The organism is Alteribacter aurantiacus DSM 18675 (assembly GCF_000429705.1).
In the GTDB taxonomy this organism is placed as follows: Bacteria; Bacillota; Bacilli; order Bacillales; family Salisediminibacteriaceae; genus Alteribacter; species Alteribacter aurantiacus.
This window is the reverse complement of record NZ_KE386941.1, coordinates 941110-967783: the sequence shown is the minus strand read 5'-3', so window position 1 is coordinate 967783 and position 26674 is coordinate 941110. Positions and strand designations below refer to the sequence as shown.

General features: G+C 39.5%; 22 protein-coding genes. 9 read left to right on the top strand and 13 right to left on the bottom strand.

Annotated elements, in window-relative coordinates:
- Positions 1 to 82: 82 nt before the first annotated feature.
- Both G476_RS0108150 and G476_RS0108145 read left to right on the top strand, forming a co-directional pair.
- A complete protein-coding gene (locus tag G476_RS0108150; RefSeq protein WP_026689667.1) occupies positions 83 to 1132 on the top strand; it encodes an AbrB family transcriptional regulator in 1050 nt (349 codons plus the stop codon).
- A gap of 268 nt (positions 1133 to 1400) precedes the next feature.
- Complete coding sequence (locus G476_RS0108145; RefSeq protein WP_026689666.1) at positions 1401 to 2006, top strand: YitT family protein; 606 nt, start codon at positions 1401 to 1403, stop codon at positions 2004 to 2006.
- 115 nt (positions 2007 to 2121) lie between these two features.
- Here the strand turns inward: G476_RS0108145 and G476_RS0108140 are convergent, their stop codons facing one another.
- Together G476_RS0108140 and G476_RS0108135 are read right to left on the bottom strand one after the other, a co-directional pair.
- The gene (locus G476_RS0108140) at positions 2122 to 2820 is read right to left on the bottom strand and encodes a M50 family metallopeptidase (protein ID WP_026689665.1); all 699 of its coding nucleotides are present in this window, start codon (positions 2818 to 2820) and stop codon (positions 2122 to 2124) included.
- Positions 2821 to 2909: 89 nt separating this feature from the next.
- On the bottom strand, positions 2910 to 3782 hold the full coding sequence (locus G476_RS0108135; protein WP_026689664.1) for a CvfB family protein: 873 nt from the start codon (positions 3780 to 3782) through the stop codon (positions 2910 to 2912).
- A 150-nt stretch (positions 3783 to 3932) separates the two neighbouring features.
- On the opposite strand from G476_RS0108135, the gene G476_RS0108130 reads away from it, so the two are divergent.
- On the top strand, positions 3933 to 4781 hold the full coding sequence (locus G476_RS0108130; protein WP_026689663.1) for a dimethylarginine dimethylaminohydrolase family protein: 849 nt from the start codon (positions 3933 to 3935) through the stop codon (positions 4779 to 4781).
- On the opposite strand, the gene G476_RS21525 is transcribed toward G476_RS0108130, so the two are convergent.
- Complete coding sequence (locus tag G476_RS21525) at positions 4759 to 5940, bottom strand: DUF2515 family protein (RefSeq protein WP_051314711.1); 1182 nt, start codon at positions 5938 to 5940, stop codon at positions 4759 to 4761. The genes G476_RS0108130 and G476_RS21525 overlap by 23 nt on opposite strands.
- Positions 5941 to 5990: 50 nt before the next feature.
- Entirely contained in the window at positions 5991 to 9584 is a 3594-nt protein-coding gene (locus G476_RS0108120; protein WP_026689662.1) for a dynamin family protein, read from the bottom strand.
- Between the two features lie 334 nt (positions 9585 to 9918).
- On the opposite strand from G476_RS0108120, the gene G476_RS0108115 reads away from it, so the two are divergent.
- The 3 genes from G476_RS0108115 (at position 9919) to G476_RS0108105 (ending at position 12334) form a co-directional block, all read left to right on the top strand.
- Positions 9919 to 10476, top strand: coding sequence for a GNAT family N-acetyltransferase (locus G476_RS0108115; RefSeq protein ID WP_026689661.1), 558 nt, complete (start codon positions 9919 to 9921; stop codon positions 10474 to 10476).
- A 148-nt stretch (positions 10477 to 10624) separates the two neighbouring features.
- Complete coding sequence (locus G476_RS0108110) at positions 10625 to 11284, top strand: MtnX-like HAD-IB family phosphatase (RefSeq protein WP_026689660.1); 660 nt, start codon at positions 10625 to 10627, stop codon at positions 11282 to 11284.
- A 3-nt stretch (positions 11285 to 11287) separates the two neighbouring features.
- On the top strand, positions 11288 to 12334 hold the full coding sequence (locus G476_RS0108105; protein ID WP_026689659.1) for an iron-containing alcohol dehydrogenase family protein: 1047 nt from the start codon (positions 11288 to 11290) through the stop codon (positions 12332 to 12334).
- Positions 12335 to 12435: 101 nt separating this feature from the next.
- Here G476_RS0108105 and G476_RS0108100 read toward each other — a convergent pair whose 3' ends face one another.
- Positions 12436 to 13347 (bottom strand): DMT family transporter, encoded by a 912-nt coding sequence (locus tag G476_RS0108100; RefSeq protein WP_026689658.1) that lies wholly within the window; start codon positions 13345 to 13347, stop codon positions 12436 to 12438.
- Positions 13347 to 14651, bottom strand: coding sequence for a M20 family metallo-hydrolase (locus tag G476_RS0108095; protein ID WP_026689657.1), 1305 nt, complete (start codon positions 14649 to 14651; stop codon positions 13347 to 13349). Before G476_RS0108095 ends, G476_RS0108100 begins: the two co-directional genes overlap by 1 nt.
- A gap of 217 nt (positions 14652 to 14868) precedes the next feature.
- Between G476_RS0108095 and G476_RS21520 the strand changes: the two genes are divergently transcribed.
- A complete protein-coding gene (locus tag G476_RS21520; RefSeq protein ID WP_051314710.1) occupies positions 14869 to 15987 on the top strand; it encodes an acyltransferase family protein in 1119 nt (372 codons plus the stop codon).
- A 60-nt stretch (positions 15988 to 16047) separates the two neighbouring features.
- On the opposite strand, the gene G476_RS21515 is transcribed toward G476_RS21520, so the two are convergent.
- Positions 16048 to 17148 carry a serine hydrolase domain-containing protein gene (locus G476_RS21515; RefSeq protein ID WP_051314709.1) on the bottom strand — a complete coding sequence of 367 codons (1101 nt, stop codon included), beginning with the start codon at positions 17146 to 17148 and terminating at the stop codon, positions 16048 to 16050.
- Positions 17149 to 17418: 270 nt separating this feature from the next.
- Positions 17419 to 18903, bottom strand: coding sequence for a sodium/proline symporter PutP (gene putP / locus G476_RS0108080; protein ID WP_026689656.1), 1485 nt, complete (start codon positions 18901 to 18903; stop codon positions 17419 to 17421).
- A gap of 607 nt (positions 18904 to 19510) precedes the next feature.
- Between putP and typA the strand changes: the two genes are divergently transcribed.
- On the top strand, positions 19511 to 21349 hold the full coding sequence (gene typA, locus G476_RS0108070) for a translational GTPase TypA (RefSeq protein WP_026689655.1): 1839 nt from the start codon (positions 19511 to 19513) through the stop codon (positions 21347 to 21349).
- Between the two features lie 37 nt (positions 21350 to 21386).
- Here typA and G476_RS0108065 read toward each other — a convergent pair whose 3' ends face one another.
- From G476_RS0108065 to murB, 5 genes are all read right to left on the bottom strand, one after another.
- Entirely contained in the window at positions 21387 to 21704 is a 318-nt protein-coding gene (locus G476_RS0108065) for a hypothetical protein (RefSeq protein WP_026689654.1), read from the bottom strand.
- Between the two features lie 85 nt (positions 21705 to 21789).
- Positions 21790 to 21987 carry a cold-shock protein gene (locus G476_RS0108060; RefSeq protein WP_026689653.1) on the bottom strand — a complete coding sequence of 66 codons (198 nt, stop codon included), beginning with the start codon at positions 21985 to 21987 and terminating at the stop codon, positions 21790 to 21792.
- A gap of 531 nt (positions 21988 to 22518) precedes the next feature.
- Positions 22519 to 23826: a cobyrinic acid a,c-diamide synthase CobB gene (locus G476_RS0108055; protein WP_026689652.1), complete on the bottom strand. Its 1308-nt coding sequence runs from the start codon at positions 23824 to 23826 to the stop codon at positions 22519 to 22521.
- Between the two features lie 14 nt (positions 23827 to 23840).
- The gene (locus G476_RS0108050) at positions 23841 to 24659 is read right to left on the bottom strand and encodes a cobalamin-binding protein (protein ID WP_026689651.1); all 819 of its coding nucleotides are present in this window, start codon (positions 24657 to 24659) and stop codon (positions 23841 to 23843) included.
- 295 nt (positions 24660 to 24954) lie between these two features.
- On the bottom strand, positions 24955 to 25875 hold the full coding sequence (gene murB, locus G476_RS0108045) for a UDP-N-acetylmuramate dehydrogenase (protein WP_026689650.1): 921 nt from the start codon (positions 25873 to 25875) through the stop codon (positions 24955 to 24957).
- Positions 25876 to 26074: 199 nt separating this feature from the next.
- On the opposite strand from murB, the gene yfbR reads away from it, so the two are divergent.
- A complete protein-coding gene (yfbR, locus tag G476_RS0108040; RefSeq protein ID WP_026689649.1) occupies positions 26075 to 26659 on the top strand; it encodes a 5'-deoxynucleotidase in 585 nt (194 codons plus the stop codon).
- Positions 26660 to 26674: the final 15 nt, after the last annotated feature.

Sequence of the window (26674 nt, the reverse complement as noted above, 5' to 3'; positions counted from 1 at the left end):
TCCATACTCGATCGTAAGATCCTCTATTAAATTATGATACAATTAAAATAATTCGAAACTCTAAATAGATCGGAGTCTACGTATGCGTTCTCATTCTATCTTTCGGTTTTTAGAAACCCTTTTCCTTGGATTCGTTGGTGGATTTATTTTTTCCATACTAAACCTGCCACTTCCTTGGGTCCTTGGCGCGTTAACCTTTGTACTCATATGGCAAGGTCTTACTAAACGAGAAGCACTTTTTCCAGAACCAGTAAAGAACTCTGGTTTTCTTACACTTGGTATTTATTTCGGTCTATATTTCACAAAAGAGACCTTCCTTATTGTCGGTCCTTACTTTATTCCATACATCATAGTAACTGTGTTCCTCATTTTTATGAGCATCTTAATTGCCACTTATGTATCAAAATTTATACAAGTAGACCGCATTACAAGTGTGTTCAGCGCGATCCCAGGCGGTTTAACAGAGATGGCCATTGCAAGTGAAGCCTTAAAAGCAAACTCTTCCATGGTTATTATTTTTCAAACAGTAAGGTTATTGACTGTATTATTCATCGTACCGTTTGCCATAGTCTTCGCATTCTCAAATGGACAGTCTGACATTGGCGTTTCTATGAATATAGAGTCTACTCCATGGGGGATATCTGCATTGTGGTTTCTAATACCAATCCTTATTGGAACTTGGCAAAGAGATTTAATACCTGCAGGAATTGTCATTATCCCATTAATCTTAACAGCACTAATTAATATTTTCATCCATCAGCTACCTCATATTCCTCAAACACTGTTGATTTGTGCTCAAGTAGCTGTGGGTATTGGTCTAGGTAAGAGAATATCATTTGAAGATTTGAGGGTCGGAGGGAAGTATACTTTGGTCTACGGTGGCGTTACCCTTTTACTTATCATCATTTCCTTTGGTTTAGGCGGCATTTTGTCCTACGTCACTACACTGGATTTACCAACTGCGTTATTAAGCGTGGCTCCGGGTGGTTTAATTGAAATGGTTCTCACTGCTTCCCTTGTTGGAGGAGATCCTGCCGTTGTAAGTTCGTTGCAACTTACTCGGCTATTAGTGATTATCATTTGTGTTCCACCATTTCTGAAATGGTATTTTCGTCATCAGGTTTTAAATTAAGGCTGTTTTCGTTTCAATTATTTCTTTATTATTATCTTCAACACTAGAATTGGAGTTGAAGCATACGCGCCCTTCCCTTTCCCTATTGATGCTGGCTTGGCAGGGAGAAAGTATTTTGCTTTCCTGCTCAAGCTCAAAGTCACGAACTTTCTCACAGTAAAGCTAAAACGCGTCTACGTAAGTATTTGTGCAGATTTCACAATCAAGGTATAATCACTTTTGTGTGTCAAAAGCACACGATGAGATTATTGAAGGAAGTGACATTTGCTTGAGAATTTTATACATGATAATAGGCTGTGCTGTTGTGAGCTTTGGTGTGTTGATCTTACAAAGTTCAGAAGTGATTACCGGTGGAACAGCAGGTCTTGCCTTGAGTTTATCTTACATGATCGGCTCATCATTCGGACTGGCATTCATATTAATTAACATCCCGTTTTATATTCTCTCTTATCTAAAAATGGGAACAAAATTTACGTTATCTACTATTTTTGCTGTTACCACCTTGTCAGCTATGACTGAATTATTACAGCTATTTCCATCTTTTCACCTTACTCCTTTACTCGGTTCTGTCATAGGTGGGTTGATTATAGGAATGGGACTTGCTGTATTATTTTTAAACGGATCCTCACTCGGAGGTGCCAACATTTTATCCTTGTTTCTACAAAAGAAATTTGGATTGGACCCTGGTAAGACGATGTTTGTTTTTGATTCACTCGTTATCTTAACTGGACTTTTTTCAGTCGGATTAGTTAGAGGGTTTTACTCCATTTTATCTGTATTCATGATCTCTATGATTGTTAGTATGATAAAAGGTAAGATCTCCATCACGAATGAACCAAAGGTACCTATGGAAACACCGAGTCAAGCTTCTTAGCAAGCAATGAACTGGACTGCAATAGCCGAGCCGCTGCCTTATATAAGGGACTTTGTCACCTTCCAAAAAGCAGCGGGCGAAGGCACCGCTTTTACCCCGCATCTCTTCCATCTTTCTATTCTACAATCAACTCGTTCATTACTGTTAAAAGGTCGTAACCGAACCAGATAAGTACTCCAGTTAAAAAGAAAACAGTCCCTTGTATCATAAAAATAATTCCCCATACAACTGCTGGTATTTTAGTTGCTTCTGCAAGAAGTGTTGTATCCCCTGCTCTCTTACTAGAAATAACACTCAAAATAAAAATTCCCCATGAGCTTGAAAATGCCTGAATAAGCAGTGTTAAGCCGATCGTTGAAATCAGAATTTCAAAATAGAGAGAATCCAGATACATGTAAGCAATTGAGATTCCTCCTATGACGGAAAGTACCCAAAACCACCCAGCCACGTTCCTCACCCAAAACACTAGACCGTAAACGAGCAAGCTAAATAAACCAACCGCAACATATTCATAAAGACCTTGCATAATTGCATAAACAACGACAACACTCATCAATGAACTGACCGGATAACCACTGAATATAGTGATGACCTTACCGAACCAATGGTGTTGGAAAACAGCTAATCCTCCTGTATTTTGAAATAAAGAGATCGATACAACTCTCCCCCCTGTCATCCTCGCCACTAGTGCATGGCCTACACTTTCATGAATAAATGTATTAAAAAGCCTGAAATACACGCCGACACCTGGAAGATAAGTCATCACGAGAACAGCTATAAAAAGTAATGCATAGTAAACCCATTCCTGCTCCAACACTTTCTCCTCCTTTTTATCTTATATCCTACATTCATAACGAATCAGGCTAACAGAAAAGAGCACAGCGTAAGCCATGCTCTAGTGAATTACTCGTCACCTTTTTCCTCAGTTACAACCTTCGTTACCCCATCCTTTTGGGTAACTTTTCCTTCTTTCATTAACCTACCGATTCCACGTTTAAAGGATGCTTTACTAATGTTAAAGGTTTCTCTAATCTTTTCAGGGTCACTCTTGTCAGTAAAAGGCATTTCTCCACCGGTACGAATGAGATAGTTGAAAATATCTTCAGCATCATCGCTCAATACCGCTTCTTTTACCGGTCTCAATGTTACGTTAATAGAGCCGTCTTCTTTTACATCAATGATACGCCCTTCTACCCATTCGCCTAATCTCGGTTCCACTTTTCTCTCTGTAAAGTGAATAAATCCGCGATAACCAGATTCCGTTATGATAAATGAGCCCACTTTTGTCGAACGGTACACCCTTCCTTCTATGGCAGATCCTTTAAGTTCCGGTGGAGCTTTTTTGAACGAGTCTTCTACTACAGTTTCAGTAGCAGGTCTTGCTAACAAACGACCTTTTTTATCTGTTTCTAATGTAACGAATAGTTCATCTCCCTTTTTTGGCCATACTTTCTCAAGTAATGGGAGGTAATCGCTTGAAACAAGAACATCCTGTTTAGAACCAATGGTCACAAATACACCAAGCCCTCTTACACCGTCGACCACTTCGGCCCAATCGTATGTATCACTTGTAACATGCGGTACATGCATCGTAGCAATCATTTCATTCTTTTTATTTTGATAAATAAAAACCGGTATCTCGTCCCCCGGCTTTATGTGACCTTTCACCTCTTCTTTTGGAAGGACAATGATCTCTTCTCCATCTGATAAAACAAAGTCGCCTCCCACTTCCTGTGTTGCTGATAACGTGTAAACTGATCCTACTTCAAATGTCATAATAAGCCTTCTTTCACCGTTTGTTTTCAACTCTTTGTATTATAGCGCAATCAGGTCCCTTCTTACCAGTAACAATCAAAGGAAGTGTGTATTGTATTCATTTAAGGAAATGCTAGGAATTAGGAAACGTTGATTTAGGAGGAATATAAAATGAAACAGAAAAAACAATCCTTTTGCGATACAGAGTATGGGACGCTAAAACAAGTTGCTGTTTGTAAACCCGTTCATCTTGCTATTCGAGAGGTAATAAATGAAACACAAAAAAAATATGAAAAAGAAGGTCTCGATGTTGAGCTTGCAATGAAGCAACACGAAGACTTCACAAAAGAAATGGAAACTCATGGTATTGATGTTGTCCACTTGGAACCGAAAGAACATTTCCCAGAACAAGTCTTTACTCGTGACATCGGATTCACACTCGGACAAACCATCTTTGTTGCAGAAATGGCTCAAAAAGTACGTCAAGGAGAAGAAGATCATTTGAAAGACTGGCTTAAGAAGACAAAAGTGAGTTACTACAACCTCCTCGGTGACAAAATTGAAGGTGGAGATGTGATAATCGATGGACAGAACATCTATATCGGAGTGAGTGATCGAACGAACGAACGTGCGATCGAACACTTACAGAGCCTCCTTCCTCAGTATGCTGTTACATCGATCCCGTTCCCACATAAGTATTTGCACCTTGATTGTATTTTTAATGTTTTAAGTCCCAGCGATGCGATTATATATCCCGGAGCGATGAATGAGTTTGACGAAGAAATGATTACTTCACGCTATGATTGTATTTGTGTAAGTTCCGAAGAACAATTTACTCTAGGTACAAACGTCCTTTCTATAGGAAACAAAAAAGTCTTTAGTTTACCGATAAACAAAGATGTTAATAAACAGCTTCGTGAACGGGGATACGAAGTCATCGAAGTCGACATTTCAGAAATTATTAAATCAGGTGGCTCTTTCCGTTGCTGTACGATGCCTATTCTTCGCTCTCAGGCCTAAACAGTTTTGATTTAGCTTTTTTAATCACCATCATATGGTTTAGGGATTCGCAGTACACTTCTGTTATGTCAATGGATTCAGATAGAGATTGAGTTGAAAAATAATCGAGAACGTCCTTACCTTTGTACCAATCTATCCTCCCTGTTTCTTCAACCTCTTGATTTGACCAAGCTACCGATAATGTCGGACTATAAATGAAAGGGGCGCCGTTTGATCTACAACTGTGCCTTTTTTCATCTCCTATTTTGTTTTCATTTTTTGAGAAAACTTGAGGCCAATAATCTTCCCTAGACCCTGTGTGCCTTCTCTCCTTTGCAAATTGAATCGTGCCATCGGTCATTTCTTTTACTCCGAACAAGATTGTATATAATTTCTTTCCAATTTTAATTCGTTCGGAGACTTGTCTAAATTGGTTAACGTCCAGTCCACTCAACCGTATCTTTCCCGATTTCATGTAAGGAAAAATGACTTGCGTCAGTTGAAATAGGTCTTGCAGCTGATATTGCCACGTTTCAAGCACATTTGTTTTAAAGATAGGATTTAAAAGAACAGGCTTTTCAATAAAATGCTGTTCGTTAATGATGAGACCAATGGTTAGAAAAGCCCGGTCTCCTGTATGCATAAACGTTCTCCATACCGCTTCCATGAAACAAGAAACGTTAAGCAACCTTAAGTGGGAGAATAGATGAGGTCCTTTTTCTTTAGCTAATTCGTACAAAAGAAGCTGAGGATAGGCATCGGAGAAAATGAGGGCATTTGCTTTTTCCAAAAAAGAAAAGTAAGATATTTGTTCAGACTTGGACATAAAGGAAGTTAACAGACTACCTTTAAGATCGGTCATGTTCCATCCCCCGTTACGTGAGACCATATGTGCTAAAAAAGCCCAGTGAACTTCAGGATTCTGATTGAAAAATTGCAGGTAAGCCATTGTACGAGTGACATTATTAAGGTTCAATCCCCTTGTCAACTGACGAATGCGCGCCAGTTCTTTTCGTTCTATTTGATTTGTAATGACAGGTGATTCCACTTGTTTGCTCAATAAGCGTTGAAGCATTGCAAGTGACTCATCATTAACTTTCAATGGTGCCACGTTCGTTTTAAGCGTTTCATTTTGTACTGAATGAAACATCTCGCTAAGCCAACCATACAGACGGAACACAAAACCCCCTCCTCAAAAGACTATATGAGAAAGGGGGGTTAACCATGATGTTATAAAAGGTTTTGTATTTGTTGTTTTTCTTCCATTAAGGCCTGTTGTTCACTTGAATCAAACAACGCTTCAAATCGAGCCAACTCCATATCGATTGATTGAATCAATCGTTGTTTTACGGACTCTTCCATGCTAGAGACTGTTTTTTCAATCACACGTTCAAATTCTGGCATCAAAGAACGTAGAAGGGATGAAGCATTGTCGTGGCCTTCTGAAATCAGTTGTTCCTTCACTTCTTTCAATCCACCATTTTCAAATATTTCTTTTTTGGATTTCATCTGTGTAGCATACTTTTCTTCTTGAACAAATAGAGCAATATCGTGACGGGAAATACTGACAGGTTCAGGCTCTACGTTAAGATCTGCGTCTGCATAAGGCAGCTGTTGTTGAATCGTTCCTAATTCATCTCTTAACCATCCCGACACTCTCCGTGCAATCCGTTGTTCCATTCTGATGAAAGTAGCTTCAAGCTCTTGGGATAAAAACTGCTCCGCAAAACCGATCCACTCTCGAACCGCCCCTTTGAACTGCTCATGTAGCACTCGTTTCGTACTACCTGTAAGCACGGTCACATTAAAGGAAGCGGGGAAATAATCAGTAAGAACATAGCGCATTCTTTCCCTCAAATAAATCGTTAACTGTTCGAATTCCTCGACTGTATCTTTTTTCACAAAGGTGAAGTCCGCTTTTTCGACTCTCTTCTTTTCCTCCGATACTACTTTAGCAATACGCTCATGTTCGTTCTGTTGCTCTTTTTTCTCTCTCGACATAAATGCAAGACTTTCCGAAGCTTTGTCTACGAATTTGGAAAGTTGCAAAGTAATCATCTCTGCACTTAATCGCTTTAATTCATCAATGGTTTCTGAATAAAAGGTATCTTCAAATGCTTGGAATGGATCCTCTTGTTTATGTGTGTCGCTTTTTTTATTTAACAATCCTTGTTTACTTGACAAATGAAACAAACGAGGAGAATCAATACCATTTCGAACTAATTGATCTTGAACATGCCTTCTCACGCCGAAAAGTTCCCCTTCACTCGAGGCTAGATCTGAAGCATTAATGACGAAGTACAACTTATCTTTTGAGAAGCTTTCATTCACCTTCCCCATCTGTTGTAAGAAATACTCATCTGCCTTAGAAAACGCGTGATTATAATAGGTTAGATAAAAGATGGCATCCGATTGCCTCATCTGTTTGAACGCTACATTCGTATGTCGGCCATGAATCGAATTCACTCCCGGAGTATCGACCAAAACGACGCCACTCTTAGTTATGGTGCAATCATAATACAAATCAACTTGATCGACGAGACAGGCATAGGATTCTTCAGCAACTACAGGTTTCAACTCACTCTGTGAAAGAGTAAAGGTAGTCCCTAGCGTCCACTCGGTATGTTGTAAGCTGTCTCTAAGTGTTTCCAAGTATTCAGCGTACGTTTTTTGAATGCTTGTAACGTAAGACCTTTTATTAGGCTTCCATCGACTAAGCGTTTGATAGTTTACTTCGGTACCTAATTCTTTAGCGATCGCCTTAATTTCATTTTCAATTGTTTCTTGCGATTTGACTTTAACAGCCGCAGTACCATGGGGGTTTTCTGTTGTACTTTTTTGAACGGTATTCACTGTAGCTGTTGTCGGGTTTGGTGATACAGGGAGAACATCATCTCCAAGTAAAGCATTTGCAAAACTTGACTTCCCTGCACTAAATGCCCCAAATAGCGATACAACAAACGTCTGGTTGTTAAATCGATTAATTCGTTCCATCAGTTGCTTTCGTTCATTTTCAAGTAAGGAGTGACGTTTGTTAGACGTTAAAACATGATTTACTTTTGATAACCAAATGTTCACTTCTTCTTCATCAAAGGAATGGCGTTCAGTTTTTCTTTGTTCATCTCCTGTCGTGGCAATCACGCTTTCTTCTGGTAGTTCAATTCCTAAAAGGTCGCTCTCTTCCATATTTTTAGGATACGTTTTTCTCGTGGCCTCTTTGAACGCTGTTTTGTACTCACTTACCTCCTGGGTATCACTTACATGGTTTTTCACCAATGCGAGGATCCGATCATATTCTTCCTTCACCTTATCTATCTTTAATTCAAAAACTTTAAGTGCGTCCAACTTTTCTTGTTGTGCATTGAGGGTAGCTAGTTGTTCTTTATTTCTTTGTTCCATCTCACTCGCGTAAAAGCGAAGTCGTTTACTTGCTTCATCTTGAATGTAGCGAACGACTTTATCGGTGATCTGACTCGTAAATGTTCGAACATATTGGCGATCCGTATGGTCCGTTTTCACACTTTCCATTAGCCATTCTCTTAATGGAGGAATTTGAAAGGTGGAGAGCTCCGATTCAAATCGCTCTTTATTTGAGAGCGCTGATCGGTCCAACTCTTGTAGGTACGTCTTTACCTTATAAAATAGTAACGTTTTTGTCTTATCCTCAAGCTCATTTACAAGAGCTATCAAACGCTGTTCTCTTTCTTCTTCGGTTTTCTTTTTTGTAAACAAAATACCCACTTTAAAGCCCGGCTTCAAGGATTCGATCCATTCAGTAGCAAGCTCTGTGGTTGTGTATGGAAATAATGTAACGTTTGAGAATGTTCGCTGAAATTGAGAGTGAAAAGAATCAAGTAACCAATCTTCATAATTGGATACACGATGGATTTCTTTTACTACGTTTTCTTTCTCAGCAAGCATGTCTAATCCGTACCCTTGCTTTTCCATTTCCTCATTTATTTCGTCTAGTTTTTCTTGTTTCTCTTCTTCAAGACGTTGATAAACAGCATGTGAGAACCCCTGTTCCAAGCGGACTTTTGATGCTTTAAAAAGCTCTTCCCCATGATAAAGAAGTGACTTCAACATACGTTCAAGGCGATTGAAATCGTTTAATGGATGATCCGGTTCTTTCATGGTTGTGAAAAACACATCTTCGGTTTCAATTTCCCATTTTGCTAAAACCGTCTCAAGAGATTGTTTAAATTCTTTAATCGTCACTTCTTTTTCGTTATGCTTGTCGATTTGATTAATAACAAGGAAGATCGGTTTTTGTTCGACGGAGCATTGTTTTAAGAAATACAAATTGGTTTCCGATTGCACATGATTATAGTCCATCACATAAACAATGGCGTCTGTAGTATATAATTGTTCGACCGTTACTGCTTCATGAGCAGCATCTGTGGAATCAACACCTGGTGTATCAAGAATTCGGCTCTTTTCACCGAGAAATGGAAAAGGCCCTGTTATCGTAAGACCCGATATATCATGACCGTTCATTCCCCATTCCCGGACTTTTGGCCAGGGAATTTCGCCTTTAAACGTTTGAACATCCCCTTTGTCTCTTGTGTTAACAGTTAGTCCAAGCTCTCCGTTTTCGATGGCGATAATATTTGCACTTGTAGGGATCGGGCTTGTAGGAAGAATCTCTGCACCGACAAGGCTGTTTAGCAGCGTAGATTTCCCGGCAGAAAAGTGCCCGCAAAACGCTACTTCAAAAGAAGGTGAAGCATATTTGTTTTCAAGCTTTTGTAAACGGAATTTCTCTTCAATGGTGTATGGAATATGACTTTTATTCTGTGTTAGGTCTTTCACAATGATGGTCATGGGACAACCCCTTTCTTTCCCTTACAACTATAACGAATTTTCTTGTAATTGAGAAGGCTTTCATCTTCAATTCACCAGACAATTCATCAAAAAAATTTATAAAAATCAAACAAAAAAGCAGTATCTTTTTCATATATATTTTAGTATGATACAAATGGTAAGTGAGATTAACTGAATATCACTTAAATAATCAAACGGATTATTTAGGGAAGGCAAATGGTGCGCCACCAGCAAGCTGGTTCTAGTGGGTTCGATTCCCACCCCGGAATTTTTTTCATTAAAAATTTCGAGGGTGGTCGACATCTGTTGAGCTACCCTCACAGGAGGGGTAAACATGCTTATTAAACGTGATCTAAGCGATTGCGAAGCATTGTTCAACTTGATGGTGCATCCTGACGTCTTCCCTTTTGTGCGTCATCGGACAACGAACGTTGAACAATATCTATTCGTAACAAAACAAATGATTGAAGCTGAAGAACAAGGAGAATTAATATCAAGAACGATCCTTGATGAATGGGGTACCCCTATTGGTACGATTAATTTATTTGATATCCAAAATGAAGCCGGGTTTCTCGGTACTTGGATTGGCAAACCTTTTCATGGCAAGGGCTACAATGAGAAAGCCAAAACGGCCTTTTTTGATGAACTCTTTTTCTCATGTAATATTGAACGCGTCTTTATGAAAGTTCGCAATACGAATGAGCGCTCTAGAAAAGCGGTCATGAAGCTTCCTTACGCCCAAGAGGTAACCCATACTCACCCAATTTTAGTAAGTCAAATCAACAAAGGCGAATACAAGTATGATCTATTTGAGATCTCAAAGGATATGTATAGCCTTCACACAATGAGAACAATGGCAGAAGAAGGCATTGTTCTTGCTAATGAAGCATAAATGTAGCAGTGTGACCCTTGAGGAAAAAACCTCTCTAGGGTCACTTTTTTTACATCATTAAAAGACTTCGTACTTTTCCTTCATTTAACCAAAAACATCTTTTATTTATGATAAACTAATCACAACTTTAATCACTAGGAGGATTACTATGAAAAAATGGGCATTTGTCTCCGACTTTGACGGCACGATCTCAAAGCAGGACTTTTACTGGCTGGTGATTGAAAAGTACTTTCCAGAAGGCAGGGAACTCTTTAAAGATTGGAAAGCAGAAAAAGTAAAAGACATTGATTTTCTAAGTCATGTTTTTAAGTCAATCAATCAAACAGAAGAGCAAATTATTCAAGATATATATGACATGGCCATCGACTCTCATGTCCCGGCATTCATTCGCTCTGTTCAAAACAATGGCGGGGATTTTTATGTTTTAAGTGCAGGCACAGATTACTACATTAAACACACGTTAAAAAAATATGGCATCACCGATGTGCCCGTGTTTTCCAACGAGGGATATTATCATGAACGCAATGTACATATGAACGTTAAAGAGTCGAACTGGCACTTCCATGAACGTTATGGTATCGATAAATCAAAAGTCATAATGAAATTAAAAGAACAATACGAAACAGTCGATTTTGTAGGCGACAGCGAACCCGATTCCCATCCGGCTGCTTATGCTGATACCACTTATGCGATCGGTGCCTTACAAGATATCCTAAAAGAGAGACACGTCACATATGTTCCTGTTTCTTCTTTTGACGATGTAAAAAAACACTTAATTGAGAATAAAAAATTGCCTAAAGGGTCCTAGAGAATGCAACCAACTAATATTCCTATACCTTCCATACTTGAAATCGGATATGAACTTGCCTTCGATCTTGACCGAATATTGGCACCCTATTCTTTTAAGAAAGTGGTCATGTACGTTGATGATTATACGAATGAACATTACAGGAATAAGATAAAGCATTCTTTACAGAAGATAGACTTGGATCTCAGAAGGTTAAGTCGCCCTAATAATGTACTGGACCTTACAAATGAAGCGTTCCAACTCAATAGTCCAGATGTGATCATTGCTATGGGTGGCGGAGCGATTATTGATTGTGGAAAATACATGGCATCGATTAGAAAAGTACCGTTTGTTAGTATTCCCACTTCCCCATCAAACGATGGGTTTTCAAGCAGCACCTGTTCTCTATTGGTTAACGGTCGAAAAACAACCGTACCTGCACATATCCCATTTGGTATTATTGCAGATCTAAACATAATTAAAACAGCTCCCACCCCGTTTATCTTATCGGGTATCGGAGACTTAATGTCAAATATCACTGCCCTTTACGATTGGGAGTTTGAGAGCTTAACGCGTAACGAGCAAGTTAACTCTTTTGCAGCAATGATTAGTAAGAAAGCCGTGAACAGTTTTGTCAGAACACCGATGAATGACTTAAAGAATCCTGTATTCCTAAAAGAGCTGATTAGTTCCCTTACGATGGGCGGGGTTTCCACTGCGATTAGCGGGAATACGTCTCCAATTAGCGGATCAGAACACTTGATTTCCCATGCTTTGGACAAAATTTTAGAAAAGCCTAAGATGCACGGAATTCAAGTAGGCTTAGGCGCCTATATCATGGCTCACGTTCAAAACCACCGTGGTGAACGTATGAGAAAGGTGTTTTCTCGAACAGGCTTCTTTGACTATGTTAAATCATTACGAATTTCAAAAGATCAACTCTCAGAAGCCATCCACCTTTCACCAGAAATTAAACCTGACCGTCATACCTTTTTGCATGACGAACAATACAGGGAAAAAGCGTCCACTTTTGTTAAAGAGGATGTTTTATTAAATGAGATCCTTATATAATCCCGCGCACCAAAAGAAAAACAGTTGATCCGTTCAAGTTGGATCAACTGTTTTTTCTTTTTGTAACCGTCATTCATTTGAACCATGTTGGAAAACCCTTTTCAAGCGGCTCTATTCAACCGTTGTTTATTTAATTTATGGTCCACAAACCCCGTCCCTAGAAGAACGCCGCATACAATAAGTAAGAATCCGGCTATTTGATAACCATAAATACGTTCTCCTAAAAATAAATAAGACCCGATCAATGCAAAGAAAGGAACCAAATTATTAAAAATGGCTGTTTGTCCAGCGCCAATCTTCTGTATGGCAGCATTATACAGGATATGACCTAAACCTGTCGCAAAGATCGCTGAAGAAAAGAATACAATCCAAACGATTGGCGTTTGATTTGAGTAAGTGGAGAACCCTTGTGGTTCAATGATAAAACTAGTTGCAAAAAGCATCATTGACCCGTTGAGGAGCATGACAGCAGTAAGCTGTTTTGATGAAACGGTAGCCGAAACTATCTTAATTAAGATGAAGCTGATTGCTTGACAAATCATGGAGATAAAAACAAAAAGATCTCCTCGCGAGATACCCATGCCTTCTCCATTTTGCATCACTACGAGAGCGACACCCGTAAAACCAATTCCAATGCCTAATAACCTTAATATTGTCAGACGATCCTTTAAAAAAATCACTGCCAATAAGGCTGTTGTAATTGGAATCAGTCCCAATATCAGGGAGGCATTAGAAGCTGTTGTTTCAACTAGTCCCACAGCTAACAGTGCATGGTGACTCAATTGACCAAAAACTGCAATCAGCGTGATTACGGCCACTTCTTTTAAAGTAAGCTTTCGCAGTTCTTTTAATAAATATAGGGTAGTCATGGCAGCTATTCCGGCTACAAAAATCCTACCACCTTGCATGGCGATAGGGGAAATGTATTCTACGAGATATTTCACTGCGACTACATTAAGCCCCCAGATTACCATCACTAAGGTTAATAACAAATAAGTAAATGATCGAGACATTATACTCCTCTTTCCATTGTTGCTTCAACACTCTTTTTTAGCACATGTACGGCTTGAACACAATCGTTCAAAGAAGACCATTCGTCAGGGTGATGGCTGATCCCGTCTTTGCTTCGGACAAAAATCATCCCTACAGGCACCTGTCTCCCCATCATCATCGCGTCATGGCCTGCGCCACTTGGAAGATAAAAGGGGTGAATATGTTCCAATTTTACAGCCTTTTCCACAGTCATAAGGACAGAGTTCTTTATTGGTACAGGCGGAATCCGAACTTTCTCTTGAAATGATAATTTTACACCATGTTGTTCGCTTATGTTCTCAGCCAACTTCTTCACTTTTGACACAAGAAAGTCTCTTGACTCTTTTTTTATATCTCGAATATCAACAGTCATAACGACTTCACCCGGTATGACATTTATCCCATTCGGGTAAACGTGTAACTGGCCCACTGTTGCAACAGCAGACTCACTCACTTCTCGAGGAAGCTTTGGAATTTGGCGTGTGAAATCCCCCGCAGCGACTAATGGATCTTGGCGATCATTCATTGGGGTATTCCCAGCATGACCGGCCTTTCCTTTGAACGATATTTCAAGCCAACAAGGTCCAGCGATACCTGTGACAATCCCTACAGGAAGGTTGTTTTGTTCCAGTCTCTTTCCTTGTTCAATGTGAACTTCATAAAAAACCTCTACTCGATTTAAATCTCGTTTTGCACGGAAAAAACCATCTGCATTCAAGCCAACATTTTGTAAAACGTCTCCAAAGGCCTGTCCATTAACATCCTTTACAGATCGTAATTTTACCTCATCTGCGTTACCGGTCATCGCTGTACTTCCTGTAAGACCTGATTTAAATCTGGAACCCTCCTCGTCTGAGAAGATAACGACCTCATAGGTTTTTTGTGGTTTATATCCTGTTTCCTTCCATGCTTCAACAATTTCAAGTGCACAAAGAACACCAAGTGGGCCATCAAAATGCCCGCCATTTGGCACACTGTCAACATGGGAACCGGCCATGATAACATGTTGTTGGTCATCCCCGTATAGCGTACCTATAACATTACCTGCCCCGTCCTCTTGAACAGTTAAACCAGCCTCTTCCATCCATTCAATTACTTGGTCCTTTGCGCACCTTTCTTCCTTTGAAAAACCCATACGATTAGTACCGGAATCTGAAGTCAACCCAATCCCTGATAGTAAAGCCAGACGATTTGCCAATCGTTCTCCGCATACACCATTTTTGTTAAACGTATAATTATAATCACTTAGTAAGCGATCTGAAAAGGAACGAGAAAATGTGTTCAACCTGTGCCAGCCCCTTTCATTCGGTTATCTAAATAATCTTACATGGAATTGCACGTAGTGACAACAAACAGTAATAAAATGATTTTGTAATTTTATCTAAATTTAATGTCATTCATTGACCATAACGGGAAAACATATGATAATGACGGTTACTAATGATGGGTTGACATAAAAGTGTTCTAGTTTCATTACTTTTTTCAAGAGGAGGTGGATTCCCATGAAAACGAGCAGGATGATTGATGAAATTTTTGTGCTTAGAAGTATTGCTTGTATGTGTATTGTCTTTCTTCATTCTATAGACATTGCCCTACGCTCCTCTTATATGCAAGGAATTAGCCCGTTCATGGTCACGCTTTTTGATTCCATTCAAGTGTTTCTATACTTCGGGACACCTGTTTTTATTTTTATATCTGAGCTAATAATTGCGTATTCATACCGGAATCGACCGATTCCCGATGGGTTTATGAAAAAACGCTTTATATATATTTTTGTACCATTCTTGTTCATGGCTTTCTTTTACTCCCTTCCATACGCAACATCCTTTGGTGATTGGGGTCAAAAGTTCCTCATGAACGCCCTTATCGGGGATTTTCACGGTTATTTTGTTCTTATCATATTTCAATTTTACATCCTTCACTTACTCTTTCATCGTTACTTAAAAGATGCAAACCCGAGAGTTGTAGTGCCTTTGGCTCTAAGTATAAACGTAGCTTATTTAACACTCTTTAACATAACCGCCGCACCAATTTCACACCCTGTCATCCTTTATATTTGGGAACGGTTTTACTGGGTACCTTTTTTCGGATGGATCTTTTACTTTGCCTTGGGGTATTATTGCGGTATTTACTATGAACAGTTTCGAGCTTGGTTGGCTAAACATAAAACCATTATTATTGCAGCTCCTATCATTTCAACAACATTACTCCTGTTCTTTTACCATACGAACGTTCTACTCGTTCACAGTTCGAAACGAGTAGACATTTTACTTCATACGGTAGCTGTTATGTTTTTCGTTATGTATATCGGACAAAAAATGAAGACAATTCCGCCATTTCTAATTCAAATCAGTCAATATTCATTCGGGATTTACTTGCTTCACATGTTTTTTATTCATCTCATTGACTTCTTTGTGGCTCAAGCTGGTCTAAGTTTTGGTGTATTTTACATCTATATTTTATTCTTTTTGAGCCTCTTTTCTTCAATGGGTACCGTAATGATCGCAGCAAGATGGAAGCACGGACAATACTTTGTAGGTAAGATCGGTGTTGGAAAGAACGGCAAGAAGCCCGCCCCACCTAAAACAGAAGTTGAAAAACGATTAAAACCAAGAACGTGATAATCCATTCACGATAGAAAGGAAGTCCTGCAGATGCAGGACTTCCTTTTTCTTAAGAAATTAACGGTTATCTAGAACATCGCGTTCTTCTTCAATTTTAGCATCCAAAATCATTCTCAATAGGTATAGTCTTTGCGATTGGGTTACCCCTCTTCTAAGAAAACGGAACGTAAGTCGATCCGAATCGACTCGATGAACAAACACCAAATCTTTTTCGGGTATGATATCAATAGACTGGCCGTACCTTCCTACAGCAGAATACATACCGAGACTTTTATAAGGCTCCTCTGTTGCAACCCACCACATATAACCATAATCATAGATGCTGTTTCCTGGTACCGGCACTTGAACAGACGTACTCTCTTCTACCCAATCTTTCGGTATGATTTGCTCTCCTTCCCATTCTCCTCCTTGTAAAAAGAGTTGGCCGTACCTCGCCATATCTCTTGCACTCATCTTAAACAAATAGGAAGGGTGGATTGACCTCCCAGCTTCCACACTATATTCCGTATTTCTTAAGGAGAAGTCTTCCATTTCCAGAGGTTCTGCAATGGTTTCTTCAAAGTGCTCAAATAAATCAACACCCGTTTCGTTATTGAAAATTGTTCCCAAGACATTGAAATCCCAATTATTATAGTAAAAATGAGAGCCTGGCTCGTGGGTTTCCCTATCAGGACGTTTTCGTCTCATGGCAAAAGACTCTTCTCCTGCTCGTAAGTAAACCCCTGATCTTGATGTTAATAGATGTTTTACTCTCGCTTGGTTTTCTACAGATGATAACGGCGGAAAGTCCACTACACCAAGTTCCCCGATTTTTTGATCGAGTTTGATTGTCTCATCTTCTACGAACGAGCCATACATACCGCTCAAGATACTTTTACGCACACTGTGAGCGTTTGTATTTGAAGCTATATCCCCCCATGCAAATAGGACTTTACCTTTATAGATAGCTATACCCGCAGTTGAATTCAAGGAGTTAAAGTAAACTCTAGCTTCATTCAATTTATCCTCATCAAAGCCCGCCTCTTCGGGAGTATCATACTCATCCCACGTAGTAGATGGCTTAAAAATGGTTGTTCCAGATACATTCACCCATATCACCACCGGTATAAAAAATAGGATGGCATAAAATAATGTTAATTTCGCTACCCTTCTTAACACGAAAAGTCCACCTTTTGTCTGCTTTACTTAGTCTGGTTCATTCTATTTTACTTAGTCTTTGTATGCTAATCAAATGGAGAAATCTCTTCTTTTATGTGTATATACCCGATTTCATTTAAGAGTAGACTTTTCTGATGGCAAGTATACAGAAAATCACGTGTGCTTTAAATGATGTTTTTATATTATCTTTATTTGCATACGTTGTTTGATCTAGTGTTTTTTCATGAACCACTTAAAAGCCTGACATCACCAGATGCCAGGCTAAAGAAATTAAATCTTCGAGGTTTTTACTGAATCGAATTCTTCTTGGATTTTTTTAGACGGCGGGGTATCAATCAAACTTACAATCATAATCATAATCCATCCCAGAACAAAACCGGGTACGATTTCGTATAAGTCCCATACACCACCGCTCAAACCGATTGCATCAAGATTTGCCCATAATATAACGGTCAAACCTCCAACAACGATCCCGGCTGCTGCACCATTTCGAGTCATGCGCTTCCAAAACAAAGACAAGATAATTACAGGACCGAAAGCGGCACCGAAACCACCCCATGCATATGCGACAAGATCAAGGACTGTACTATCAGGATTGTATGCTAGTGCAATCGCAATGAACGCAATCAAAACCACACCGAGACGCCCCACAAGTACAAGTTCTTTTTGCGAAGCATTTTTACGTAGCATTGATTTATAAAAGTCTTCCGTCAGTGCACTTGAAGATACAAGAAGCTGAGAATCAATTGTACTCATAATAGCAGAAAGAATAGCCGCTAATAAGAATCCAGCAACAATGGGATGGAACAACACTTGTGTAAATGCAATGAACACCGTTTCAGGGTCAGTAAGAGGCTGAGAGGTGAAGCTCTCAAAATACGCTATACCCACTAATCCTACAAACATTGCTCCTACAAGAGAAATAACAAGCCATGTCATCCCGACTAAGCGAGCTTTAGGTATCTCCTTTGATGATTTGACCGCCATAAAACGTGTAATAATGTGAGGCTGACCAAAATAACCAAGACCCCATGCAAGTAGTGAAATAATCCCTATTAAAGTCATCCCTGAAAATGCGTCTAGATGAGTCGGATCGATGTTACCAATGTGCCCCATTGTTTCAGACCATCCACCCATTTGAGTGATGGCTACAATCGGAACAATAATAATAGCTAAAAACATTAATATCCCTTGGAAAAAATCTGTCCAACTCACGGCGAGGAAGCCGCCAAGGAAGGTATAAGAGATAATTACGATAGCGCCAATCCACAGGGCTGCCGTATACTCCAGTCCAAAGGAATTTTCAAAGAGGATCGCTCCCCCTACCAGTCCAGCAGAGGTATAAAAAGCAAAGAAAAGCAAAATAAATGCTGCTGACAATACTCTTAAAATTTTTGAATGATCATGAAAACGATTCTCAAAATAGTCCGGTAAGGTAATGGAATCTCCAGCAACTTCTGTATAGATTCTTAATCGCTTCGCTACAAACTGCCAATTTATGTATGCCCCAATAGCAAGTCCTACTCCAATCCACATTTCACTCATTCCAAAGGCATACAACGCACCGGGTAAGCCGAGAAGAAGCCAGCCACTCAAGTCGGAAGCACCAGCACTTAAGGCAGCTACCCCTCCGCCAAGTCTTCGTCCACCAAGTACATAATCAGAAAGGTTGTTAGTCATGCGGTAAGCAATGAGACCGATTACAAGAAGCGCGACCAAGTAAACAATGAAGGTAACTAACGTAGCAATATTCAACTTTACTATTCTCTCCTCTCAGTAAAAAACGTAATGACTGACAATGCAACTAAAAGAATCATTGGTACAAAAAGCCAAAATGCTGTAGCCCCGGTTAGACCGTACTCCTCCACTTCATCACCTCCTTAATTCACTCTTTATTATGAAACAATCTTCCGGACGTACCATCGCCTTTACAGTGGAAACAACGGAACCAAAAAGTCATAACACTTTGTTTCTATAAAGGAATATCAACGCGTCATGAAGACATAGTGAGGCCATCGATACTTTTAGACTACGGGTGAAAAACGTAAACAGGTACAATCTGTAGGTAAATAGCCACATGAAAAAACGAACTATAAACAAATACCCCAGATCTTTCATTTTTAAACAGAGTTGTCTTACTTTTCTAATAATTAGATGTTAATGACTACCTTAACATACTCCGACAACACGTTACACCTTTACAATATCTTAATTATTTTTATAATAGGACACCTTCCAAATTCCTTAAACACTGCTTAAAATGAGAGATAGTCGCCAATACTAAACAATTGTAGGAATTGACCGCTAATTTGTGGTACAATTGGACAGTTAGTGAAATCAAAAGAGAGAGTGATTTTAAAATATGAATTTACGTAATGACTTAAGAAACATTGCCATCATTGCCCACGTTGACCACGGTAAAACAACGTTGGTTGACCAATTATTAAAACAATCTGGAACGTTTAGAGACAATGAAATTGTCGATGAACGTGCTATGGACAATAATGATCTTGAAAGAGAGCGCGGAATTACGATCCTAGCCAAGAACACAGCTGTTAATTACAAAGACACACGTATCAACATTATGGATACACCTGGCCACGCGGATTTCGGCGGTGAAGTTGAACGTATTCTCAAAATGGTTGATGGTGTTTTATTAGTCGTTGATGCCTACGAAGGCTGTATGCCACAAACGCGATTTGTTTTAAAGAAAGCTCTAGAACAAAAACTGACACCTGTTGTAGTCTTAAATAAGATTGATCGTGATGCAGCCAGACCTGAAGAAGTTGTTGACGAAGTTCTTGATCTATTTATTGAACTCGGTGCAGATGAGGAACAGCTTGAATTCCCTGTTGTTTATGCTTCCGCCATTATGGGGACTGCAAGTGAAAACCCTGAAAAACAAGACGAAGATATGACTTGCTTATTTGAAACCATTGTTTCTGCAGTACCAGCTCCAAAGGATAATAGCGAAGAACCTTTCCAGTTCCAAGTTACAATGCTTGATTATAACGACTATCTTGGACGTATCGGAGTTGGCCGCGTGTTCCGTGGAACTATCCGCACGGGCGATCAAGCAGCACTTATTAAAGCTGACGGATCTGTAAAGAAATTCCGTGTATCGAAGTTGTTTGGTTTCTTAGGCCTTAAACGCCTTGAAATTGAAGAAGCAAAAGCCGGTGACTTAATTGCCATTGCTGGTATTGAAGATATTATGGTCGGCGATACCATCTGTCCCGTCGATGCCCAAGAGCCTCTTGAAGCGGTGCGCATAGATGAACCTACTCTTCAAATGACGTTCCTTGTAAACAACAGCCCGTTTGCTGGTCGTGAAGGTGATTATGTAACAAGCCGTAAGCTTGAAGAACGTCTAAAAACACAGCTTGAAACTGACGTTAGTTTGCGTGTTGAAAACACTAGCTCCCCTGATGTGTGGAAAGTATCCGGTCGTGGAGAACTACACTTGTCTATCCTTATTGAGAACATGCGTCGTGAAGGTTATGAACTTCAAGTGTCAAAACCTGAAGTTATTATCAAAGAAGTTGACGGTGTTATGTGTGAGCCTGTTGAACGTGCTCAAGTTGATGTACCTGAAGAATATACTGGTGCAATCATGGAATCTTTAGGCGAGCGTAAAGGTGAAATGATGGATATGGTCAACAAAGGTGACGGTCAAGTTCGTATGGACTTCATCGTACCATCCCGTGGCCTAATTGGTTACACAACCGAGTTTATGGCTCAAACAAAAGGTTACGGCATCCTAAACCATACGTTTGATGGGTACCGCCCTGTTGCTGAAGGTCAAGTTGGCGGTCGTCGTCAAGGTGTACTTGTTTCTATGGAAACAGGGAAATCAACACCATACGGCATGCTTGGAGTTGAAGAACGTGGTATTCTTTTCCTAGAGCCAGGTACTGAGATTTACGAAGGAATGATTGTAGGCGAGCATAACCGTGACAATGACTTAACCGTTAACATCACCAAGTTAAAACAGCAAACAAACATCCGATCTGCAACTAAAGAAAGTACTGTAACGATGAAGCGCCCTAAAATTCTTACGTTGGAAGAAGCTCTTGAATACTTGAATGACGATGAATATTGTGAAGTTACACCACAATCGATCCGTCTTCGTAAAAAGATTTTGAACAAGAGTATGCGTGAGCGTGAAGAAAAGAAAAAGAAATTAGCTACAAAGTCTTAATTACGAAAAAGGCAAGCCTCAAATGGAGGCTTGCCTTTTAAAAATGTTCTTTATTGGTTGTTGCATTCAAACGCTCTAGATCTTGAAACCGGTCTTCATTACGGTTCCACTTTGATCTCGCAGCAGTCCAACCATATATCGGTGAGAGAATGCCAAAAAATAGAGCATTACTCATAAATGCATCACTTGTTAGGTATTCTACTGTAAGCCCGTCTTGAATAAAACCGGCAAGTAAGAGTAATCCCACAAATGCAACAGTCCCATTTATAAGAGATTGTTTAATGATATACTTCCTTTTCCCATTATGCCTTACACCAATCCATTTTGCATAAAAGCGGTGATCATCTTTTTGCACTCTACTCCCCCTCCCCTCTACATAATCATTATACAAGCAAAATAAAATCCCCCTCAACTACTTGAGGGGGATTCTTTAATGCTGCTTACTTTTGAACGTTAGCAGCTTGAGGTCCGCGTTGACCTTGCTCGATTTCAAACGTTACTGTTTGACCTTCGTCAAGGGATTTGAAACCTTCGCCTTGGATAGCAGAGAAGTGTACGAATACATCGTCTTGTCCTTCTACTTCGATAAATCCGAAACCTTTTTCTGCGTTAAACCATTTTACTGTACCTTCTACCATGGTATGTGCCTCCTGCGTGGGTTCTTCCCACATTGTATTACTATTTTTGCTCTTCAATTTGATTCAGATGAAAACACTTGCTGAAAGTTCTTTTTCATGAATAATTTCCGAACATCAATAATTAATCTTATTATAGCATGATAAGATAAATAACGCAAAGGGCTTTTATAGAATTTAGCATAATTTACTAAATGTAATTAAGACTTGCATTTCAGCAAGTAATCCAGTATGATAGGGATTAGTGCTTCTTAGACAAGCATAAGTTATGAACGAATCTTCGCAACACATTTGGATGTTACATGAACGGAACCATATAACAAATTCAAAACTGGCATCTGTGAAAACAATGTATTCTTTTTTACACTGGCGCGACCTAGGAGTCGCAAGGATGAAAAAGAGGTAGGGTTTTCATTATCTAAGATATACAGTTAGGCAACACAGACTTTAATACCGCGGCTCTAAGTCGAGGGTTTTATAATAACTTAAAACCATGTGAGGGTGTCCATTTAATTGGGCACCCTCTTCTAATGGTTATCTTCTTTTATAACATAATGCAACAAATGCTTTAGCCACTTCAGGACAAGATGCAAAGTGAAGATGAGTAAATGTTGCGAACACATGACTTGGTGTGTGAACTGAAGGTTGAGTATAAGAGGAGTATCTGAACTCGTGACCTCTTACGGTTTTACCATATGGAACTAATGACAGGTCGTTATGATCAAACTCAACATAGCGAATAGACTGAAGCATTTCATGGACCATTGTATCCCCTTCGATGATTCCTACCATTTTATAACGGGCTTTATTTACTTGAACCAATTCCTCGCAGAGATACATGAAACCACCACATTCGGCGATAACTGGCGTCCCTCTATTGATAGCATCAGCAATTGCGGTCTTGATTAGGCTGTTGCGTGACAAGGTTTGGGCAAACTCTTCTGGGAAGCCCCCACCTATATATATACCATCGCATTCAGGTAGCTTTCGGTCATGAAGAGGTGAGAAGTATACACACTCAGCACCAAACTCCTTTAACAAATCAATATTTTCTTCGTAGTAGAAATGGAATGCCTCATCTCGTGCGATTGCAATTGTGACCACTTTCTCAAATGCTGCTTCATTTTTTATCTTTGAATGACCAATCACAGGTGTTGCTTCAGATAGACGAACGATTTTATCTATGTCTACCGTTTCCACAATTGCAGATGCCAACTTATCTGAGAATTCCTCCAATTCCAGCTGCTCATCAGCCGGAATAAGCCCCAAATGCCTCTCCGGTAATGAAAAGTTCTCTTCTTCTGTTAAATAACCGACTACCGGGATTCCACATTCTTTTTCTACCGCCTTTTTTATGAGTTTGAAATGGCCTCTGCCTCCTACTCGATTAGCAATGACTCCAACAATGCGGTTCTCTTTTGAAAAAAGTTGAAACCCTTTGACCACTGCAGCCGCACTCCTCGCTTGAGCCTTACAGTCTATCACTAGGAGTACTGGCGTACGAGTAATGGATGCGATGTGGGCTGTACTCCCCTTATTTGTCTCTGGTCTATCACCGTCATACATGCCCATCACACCTTCTATAATTGAGATATCGGCATTACGGCTACCTTTAGCTAAAACATGCAGAATCACTTCTTCTGAAAGCATCCAACTATCCAGGTTTCTTGATAATCGATTAGTCACTACAGTATGAAAGGTTGGATCAATAAAATCAGGCCCGCACTTAAACCCCTGCACTTCGAATCCTTTTTTACGTAGTGCAGCCATTAACCCCATCGTCACAGTCGTCTTCCCTACACCACTCTCTGTTCCAGCAACAACTATCCTTTTTGCACTCATAAAAACGTCTCCCCTCAATCATTTTGTAACAAAAGGTCTTTACCGGTATAAGTAGGATAACTATTAGGATGAAGCAGATTGGCTATTTTACTTAAACCAAGTAACAACCTAGGTGACGGACGGCAAAATAGCGGTTCTTCAAGAATATATAACTGTTTGTTTTTTATTGCTGATATCTCTTTCCAACCTGCACGATTCAAAATGTTTTTTTCATTTATTTTATTTTTGGATACTCCAACCCAACAAATAGCAATCACGTCTGGATTTGTACTCCTTACTTCTTCCCAATCGGTTTGAACGCTCGAGGCAGATTGACTTTCGAATACATTCGATCCTCCTGCTAAGTCACTTATCTCTGTTAACCAATTATCGCGACCTGGAGTAAAGACCGGCTTTGGCCACCATTCCCAATAAATATTATAAGTAGTGGATAAGCCCTGTTTAATTTCTCTATACTGCGAAAGGATTGAATCGAACTTGTTCCTCAACTCCTTCCCCCTCTCTGGACAGTTGACCGCATTTGCAACGAACTGGATCGCATCTCCTACCTCTGTAAGCGTTTTGGGATTAGGTACAATCACATAAGGAATGTTTCTCTCCTTCAACTGCTCAACATTTTTTTCCATTCCAGGTACCGATAGCGATGCAAATACAAGATCTGGTTTAAGCGCTTCCACTTTATCTAAGTCAATGTTTAAATCCGGGCCAACCCTAGGTAAAGATTGGATTTGAAAAGGCCAATCTGAATAATCATCTACCCCCACAAGATCGTCTGATAGATCAAGGTAATGTAGTAGTTCAGTATTGCTTGGACAAACGGAAATGAGTCTCATATTTATTCTCCTTTAAAGATTGATTGATTTTCAATAGGGTTATAAAATGAAACAAACGATATCGAAAGGGTTGTTATATGAAAGACTATCATTGTTGTGCTACTTGCATCCATTTCCAATCAATCAAGGTGCCTCAGAAAATGATTTATCGATGTAAAAGGTTAGGTTTCGAAACGCGACCGGATTATACGTTTAATTGCTGGGATCCTAAACCCGCTGTTAAAATGTTAATGGAAAAAGAACAAGAGGACACCTAGAAACAGAATGGCGTCCTCTTGTTGTTATTATATTTAGTCTACTCGTTAAGGTCTTCCCCTACTATCTTCACTTCCAACTCCAGGTCTACACCGAAGTTTTCTTTCACTTTCGTTTTCACCATCTCTATGGTCGAAATATAGTCCGTTGCAGTAGCATTAGATTTATTAATAATAAAACCTGCGTGCTTAGTAGATACTTCGGCACCGCCAACGCCTTTTCCTTGTAGTCCACTGTCTTGAATTAGTTTGCCAGCAAAGTAGCCGGGAGGGCGCTTGAATACACTACCAGCAGACGGGTATTCAAGAGGCTGTTTAGACTCTCTTTGAAAAGTAAGGTCATCCATCTTTTCCTTAATCTTTTTTTCGTCCCCATTTTCAAGTGTAAATACAGCCTCAACTACCATATGACCTTTCTTTCCAATAATACTTGAACGGTAGTTTAATTCTAATTCTTCTTTGGAGAGTTTAAGCTGCTTACCTTCTTTTGTAATTACAATAACGTGGTTGATGATATCCTTCACTTCACCACCATAAGCGCCAGCATTCATTGCCATTGCCCCACCAATAGACCCAGGTATCCCACAAGCAAATTCGAACCCTGTAAGTGAGTGTTTCAATGCGAGCCTTGAGGCATCAATAATATTGGCCCCTCCTTGGGCAACAATGGTATTACCTTCTCTTTTTAAGCCATTCAATTTACTAAATTGCACCACAATTCCGCGAATCCCGCCATCTCTCACAACCATATTGGATCCATTGCCAAGAAGCATGAATGGAATTTTATTATTGTAAGTGAAGGCCACAATGCGACTCATTTGGTCATATGAAACAGGGGTGACAAAGAAGTCTGCTTTACCACCTAGTTTTGTAAGTGTATGATTTTTCATTGGTTCATCTTTTAAAACATTTTCTTTTTCACATATAGAAAGTAATTCTTCATAAATTTCGTTGTTTGTCATAGAACAATCCCTCTAACCATCATTAATTTATCTATTTTAGTATTATGCATTTCTTTAGAATTGGCAACCATTACGACGTTTTTTCGACATTTTCTCTTTATTTTCGTCTTCACCAATGTTTGTACACGTTGTTTATTGCTTCAAATTGCGAACTGGTGTACGATTATTCGTGGAACAACATAAAAAGGACGTGAGCTTGTTGGAAAGCCATTTATTAGCTTATTTTTATCGACTACGCTATATCGAGCGATGGAGCTTAATGAGAAATGTCATGAAAGAAAATGTTGCGGAACACTCCTTTCACGTTTCAATTATTACACACTCCTTATGTACAATTGCAAACGAGGTCTTTCATAAAGAAATTGATACTGAAAAGGCCGTTACAAAATCATTGTTTCATGACGTGACTGAAGTAATTACCGGTGATATCCCTACACCGGTCAAACACCATAATAGTGATATGCTAAAAAATTTCAGAGATATTGAGCACTTAGCTGCAAAAAAACTTGTAAACAAAGCTCCTGAAGATTTAAAACACATCTACGAAAAGTTGATTGCAGACAAGGAGAAGTCTTCCTTAAATCGCTACATTAAAGCCGCAGATTTACTGGATGCCTACTTAAAATGCATGAGTGAACTCCAAGCAGGAAACCGAGAGTTTGCAGTTGCTAAAAATCAAATTGAAGAAACGCTATATTCTCTTGAGATGGAAGAAGTCGACTACTTCCTTACTCATTTCGCTCCAAGCTTTGACAAAACATTGGATGAAATTTCTGAGGAGTGAAAGAACGCTTCCTCT

What these genes read in the sequence shown, in the direction of transcription:
- G476_RS0108150 (WP_026689667.1), top strand. Translation starts at nt 83, where the DNA reads ATGCGTTCTCATTCTATCTTTCGGTTTTTAGAAACCCTTTTCCTTGGA.
- G476_RS0108135 (WP_026689664.1), bottom strand. Translation starts at nt 3,782, where the DNA reads ATGACATTTGAAGTAGGATCAGTTTACACGTTATCAGCAACACAGGAA.
- G476_RS0108130 (WP_026689663.1), top strand. Translation starts at nt 3,933, where the DNA reads ATGAAACAGAAAAAACAATCCTTTTGCGATACAGAGTATGGGACGCTA.
- G476_RS0108120 (WP_026689662.1), bottom strand. Translation starts at nt 9,584, where the DNA reads ATGACCATCATTGTGAAAGACCTAACACAGAATAAAAGTCATATTCCA.
- G476_RS0108115 (WP_026689661.1), top strand. Translation starts at nt 9,919, where the DNA reads ATGCTTATTAAACGTGATCTAAGCGATTGCGAAGCATTGTTCAACTTG.
- G476_RS0108110 (WP_026689660.1), top strand. Translation starts at nt 10,625, where the DNA reads ATGAAAAAATGGGCATTTGTCTCCGACTTTGACGGCACGATCTCAAAG.
- G476_RS0108105 (WP_026689659.1), top strand. Translation starts at nt 11,288, where the DNA reads ATGCAACCAACTAATATTCCTATACCTTCCATACTTGAAATCGGATAT.
- G476_RS0108100 (WP_026689658.1), bottom strand. Translation starts at nt 13,347, where the DNA reads ATGTCTCGATCATTTACTTATTTGTTATTAACCTTAGTGATGGTAATC.
- G476_RS21520 (WP_051314710.1), top strand. Translation starts at nt 14,869, where the DNA reads ATGAAAACGAGCAGGATGATTGATGAAATTTTTGTGCTTAGAAGTATT.
- typA (WP_026689655.1), top strand. Translation starts at nt 19,511, where the DNA reads ATGAATTTACGTAATGACTTAAGAAACATTGCCATCATTGCCCACGTT.
- G476_RS0108060 (WP_026689653.1), bottom strand. Translation starts at nt 21,987, where the DNA reads ATGGTAGAAGGTACAGTAAAATGGTTTAACGCAGAAAAAGGTTTCGGA.
- G476_RS0108055 (WP_026689652.1), bottom strand. Translation starts at nt 23,826, where the DNA reads ATGAGTGCAAAAAGGATAGTTGTTGCTGGAACAGAGAGTGGTGTAGGG.
- G476_RS0108050 (WP_026689651.1), bottom strand. Translation starts at nt 24,659, where the DNA reads ATGAGACTCATTTCCGTTTGTCCAAGCAATACTGAACTACTACATTAC.
- murB (WP_026689650.1), bottom strand. Translation starts at nt 25,875, where the DNA reads ATGACAAACAACGAAATTTATGAAGAATTACTTTCTATATGTGAAAAA.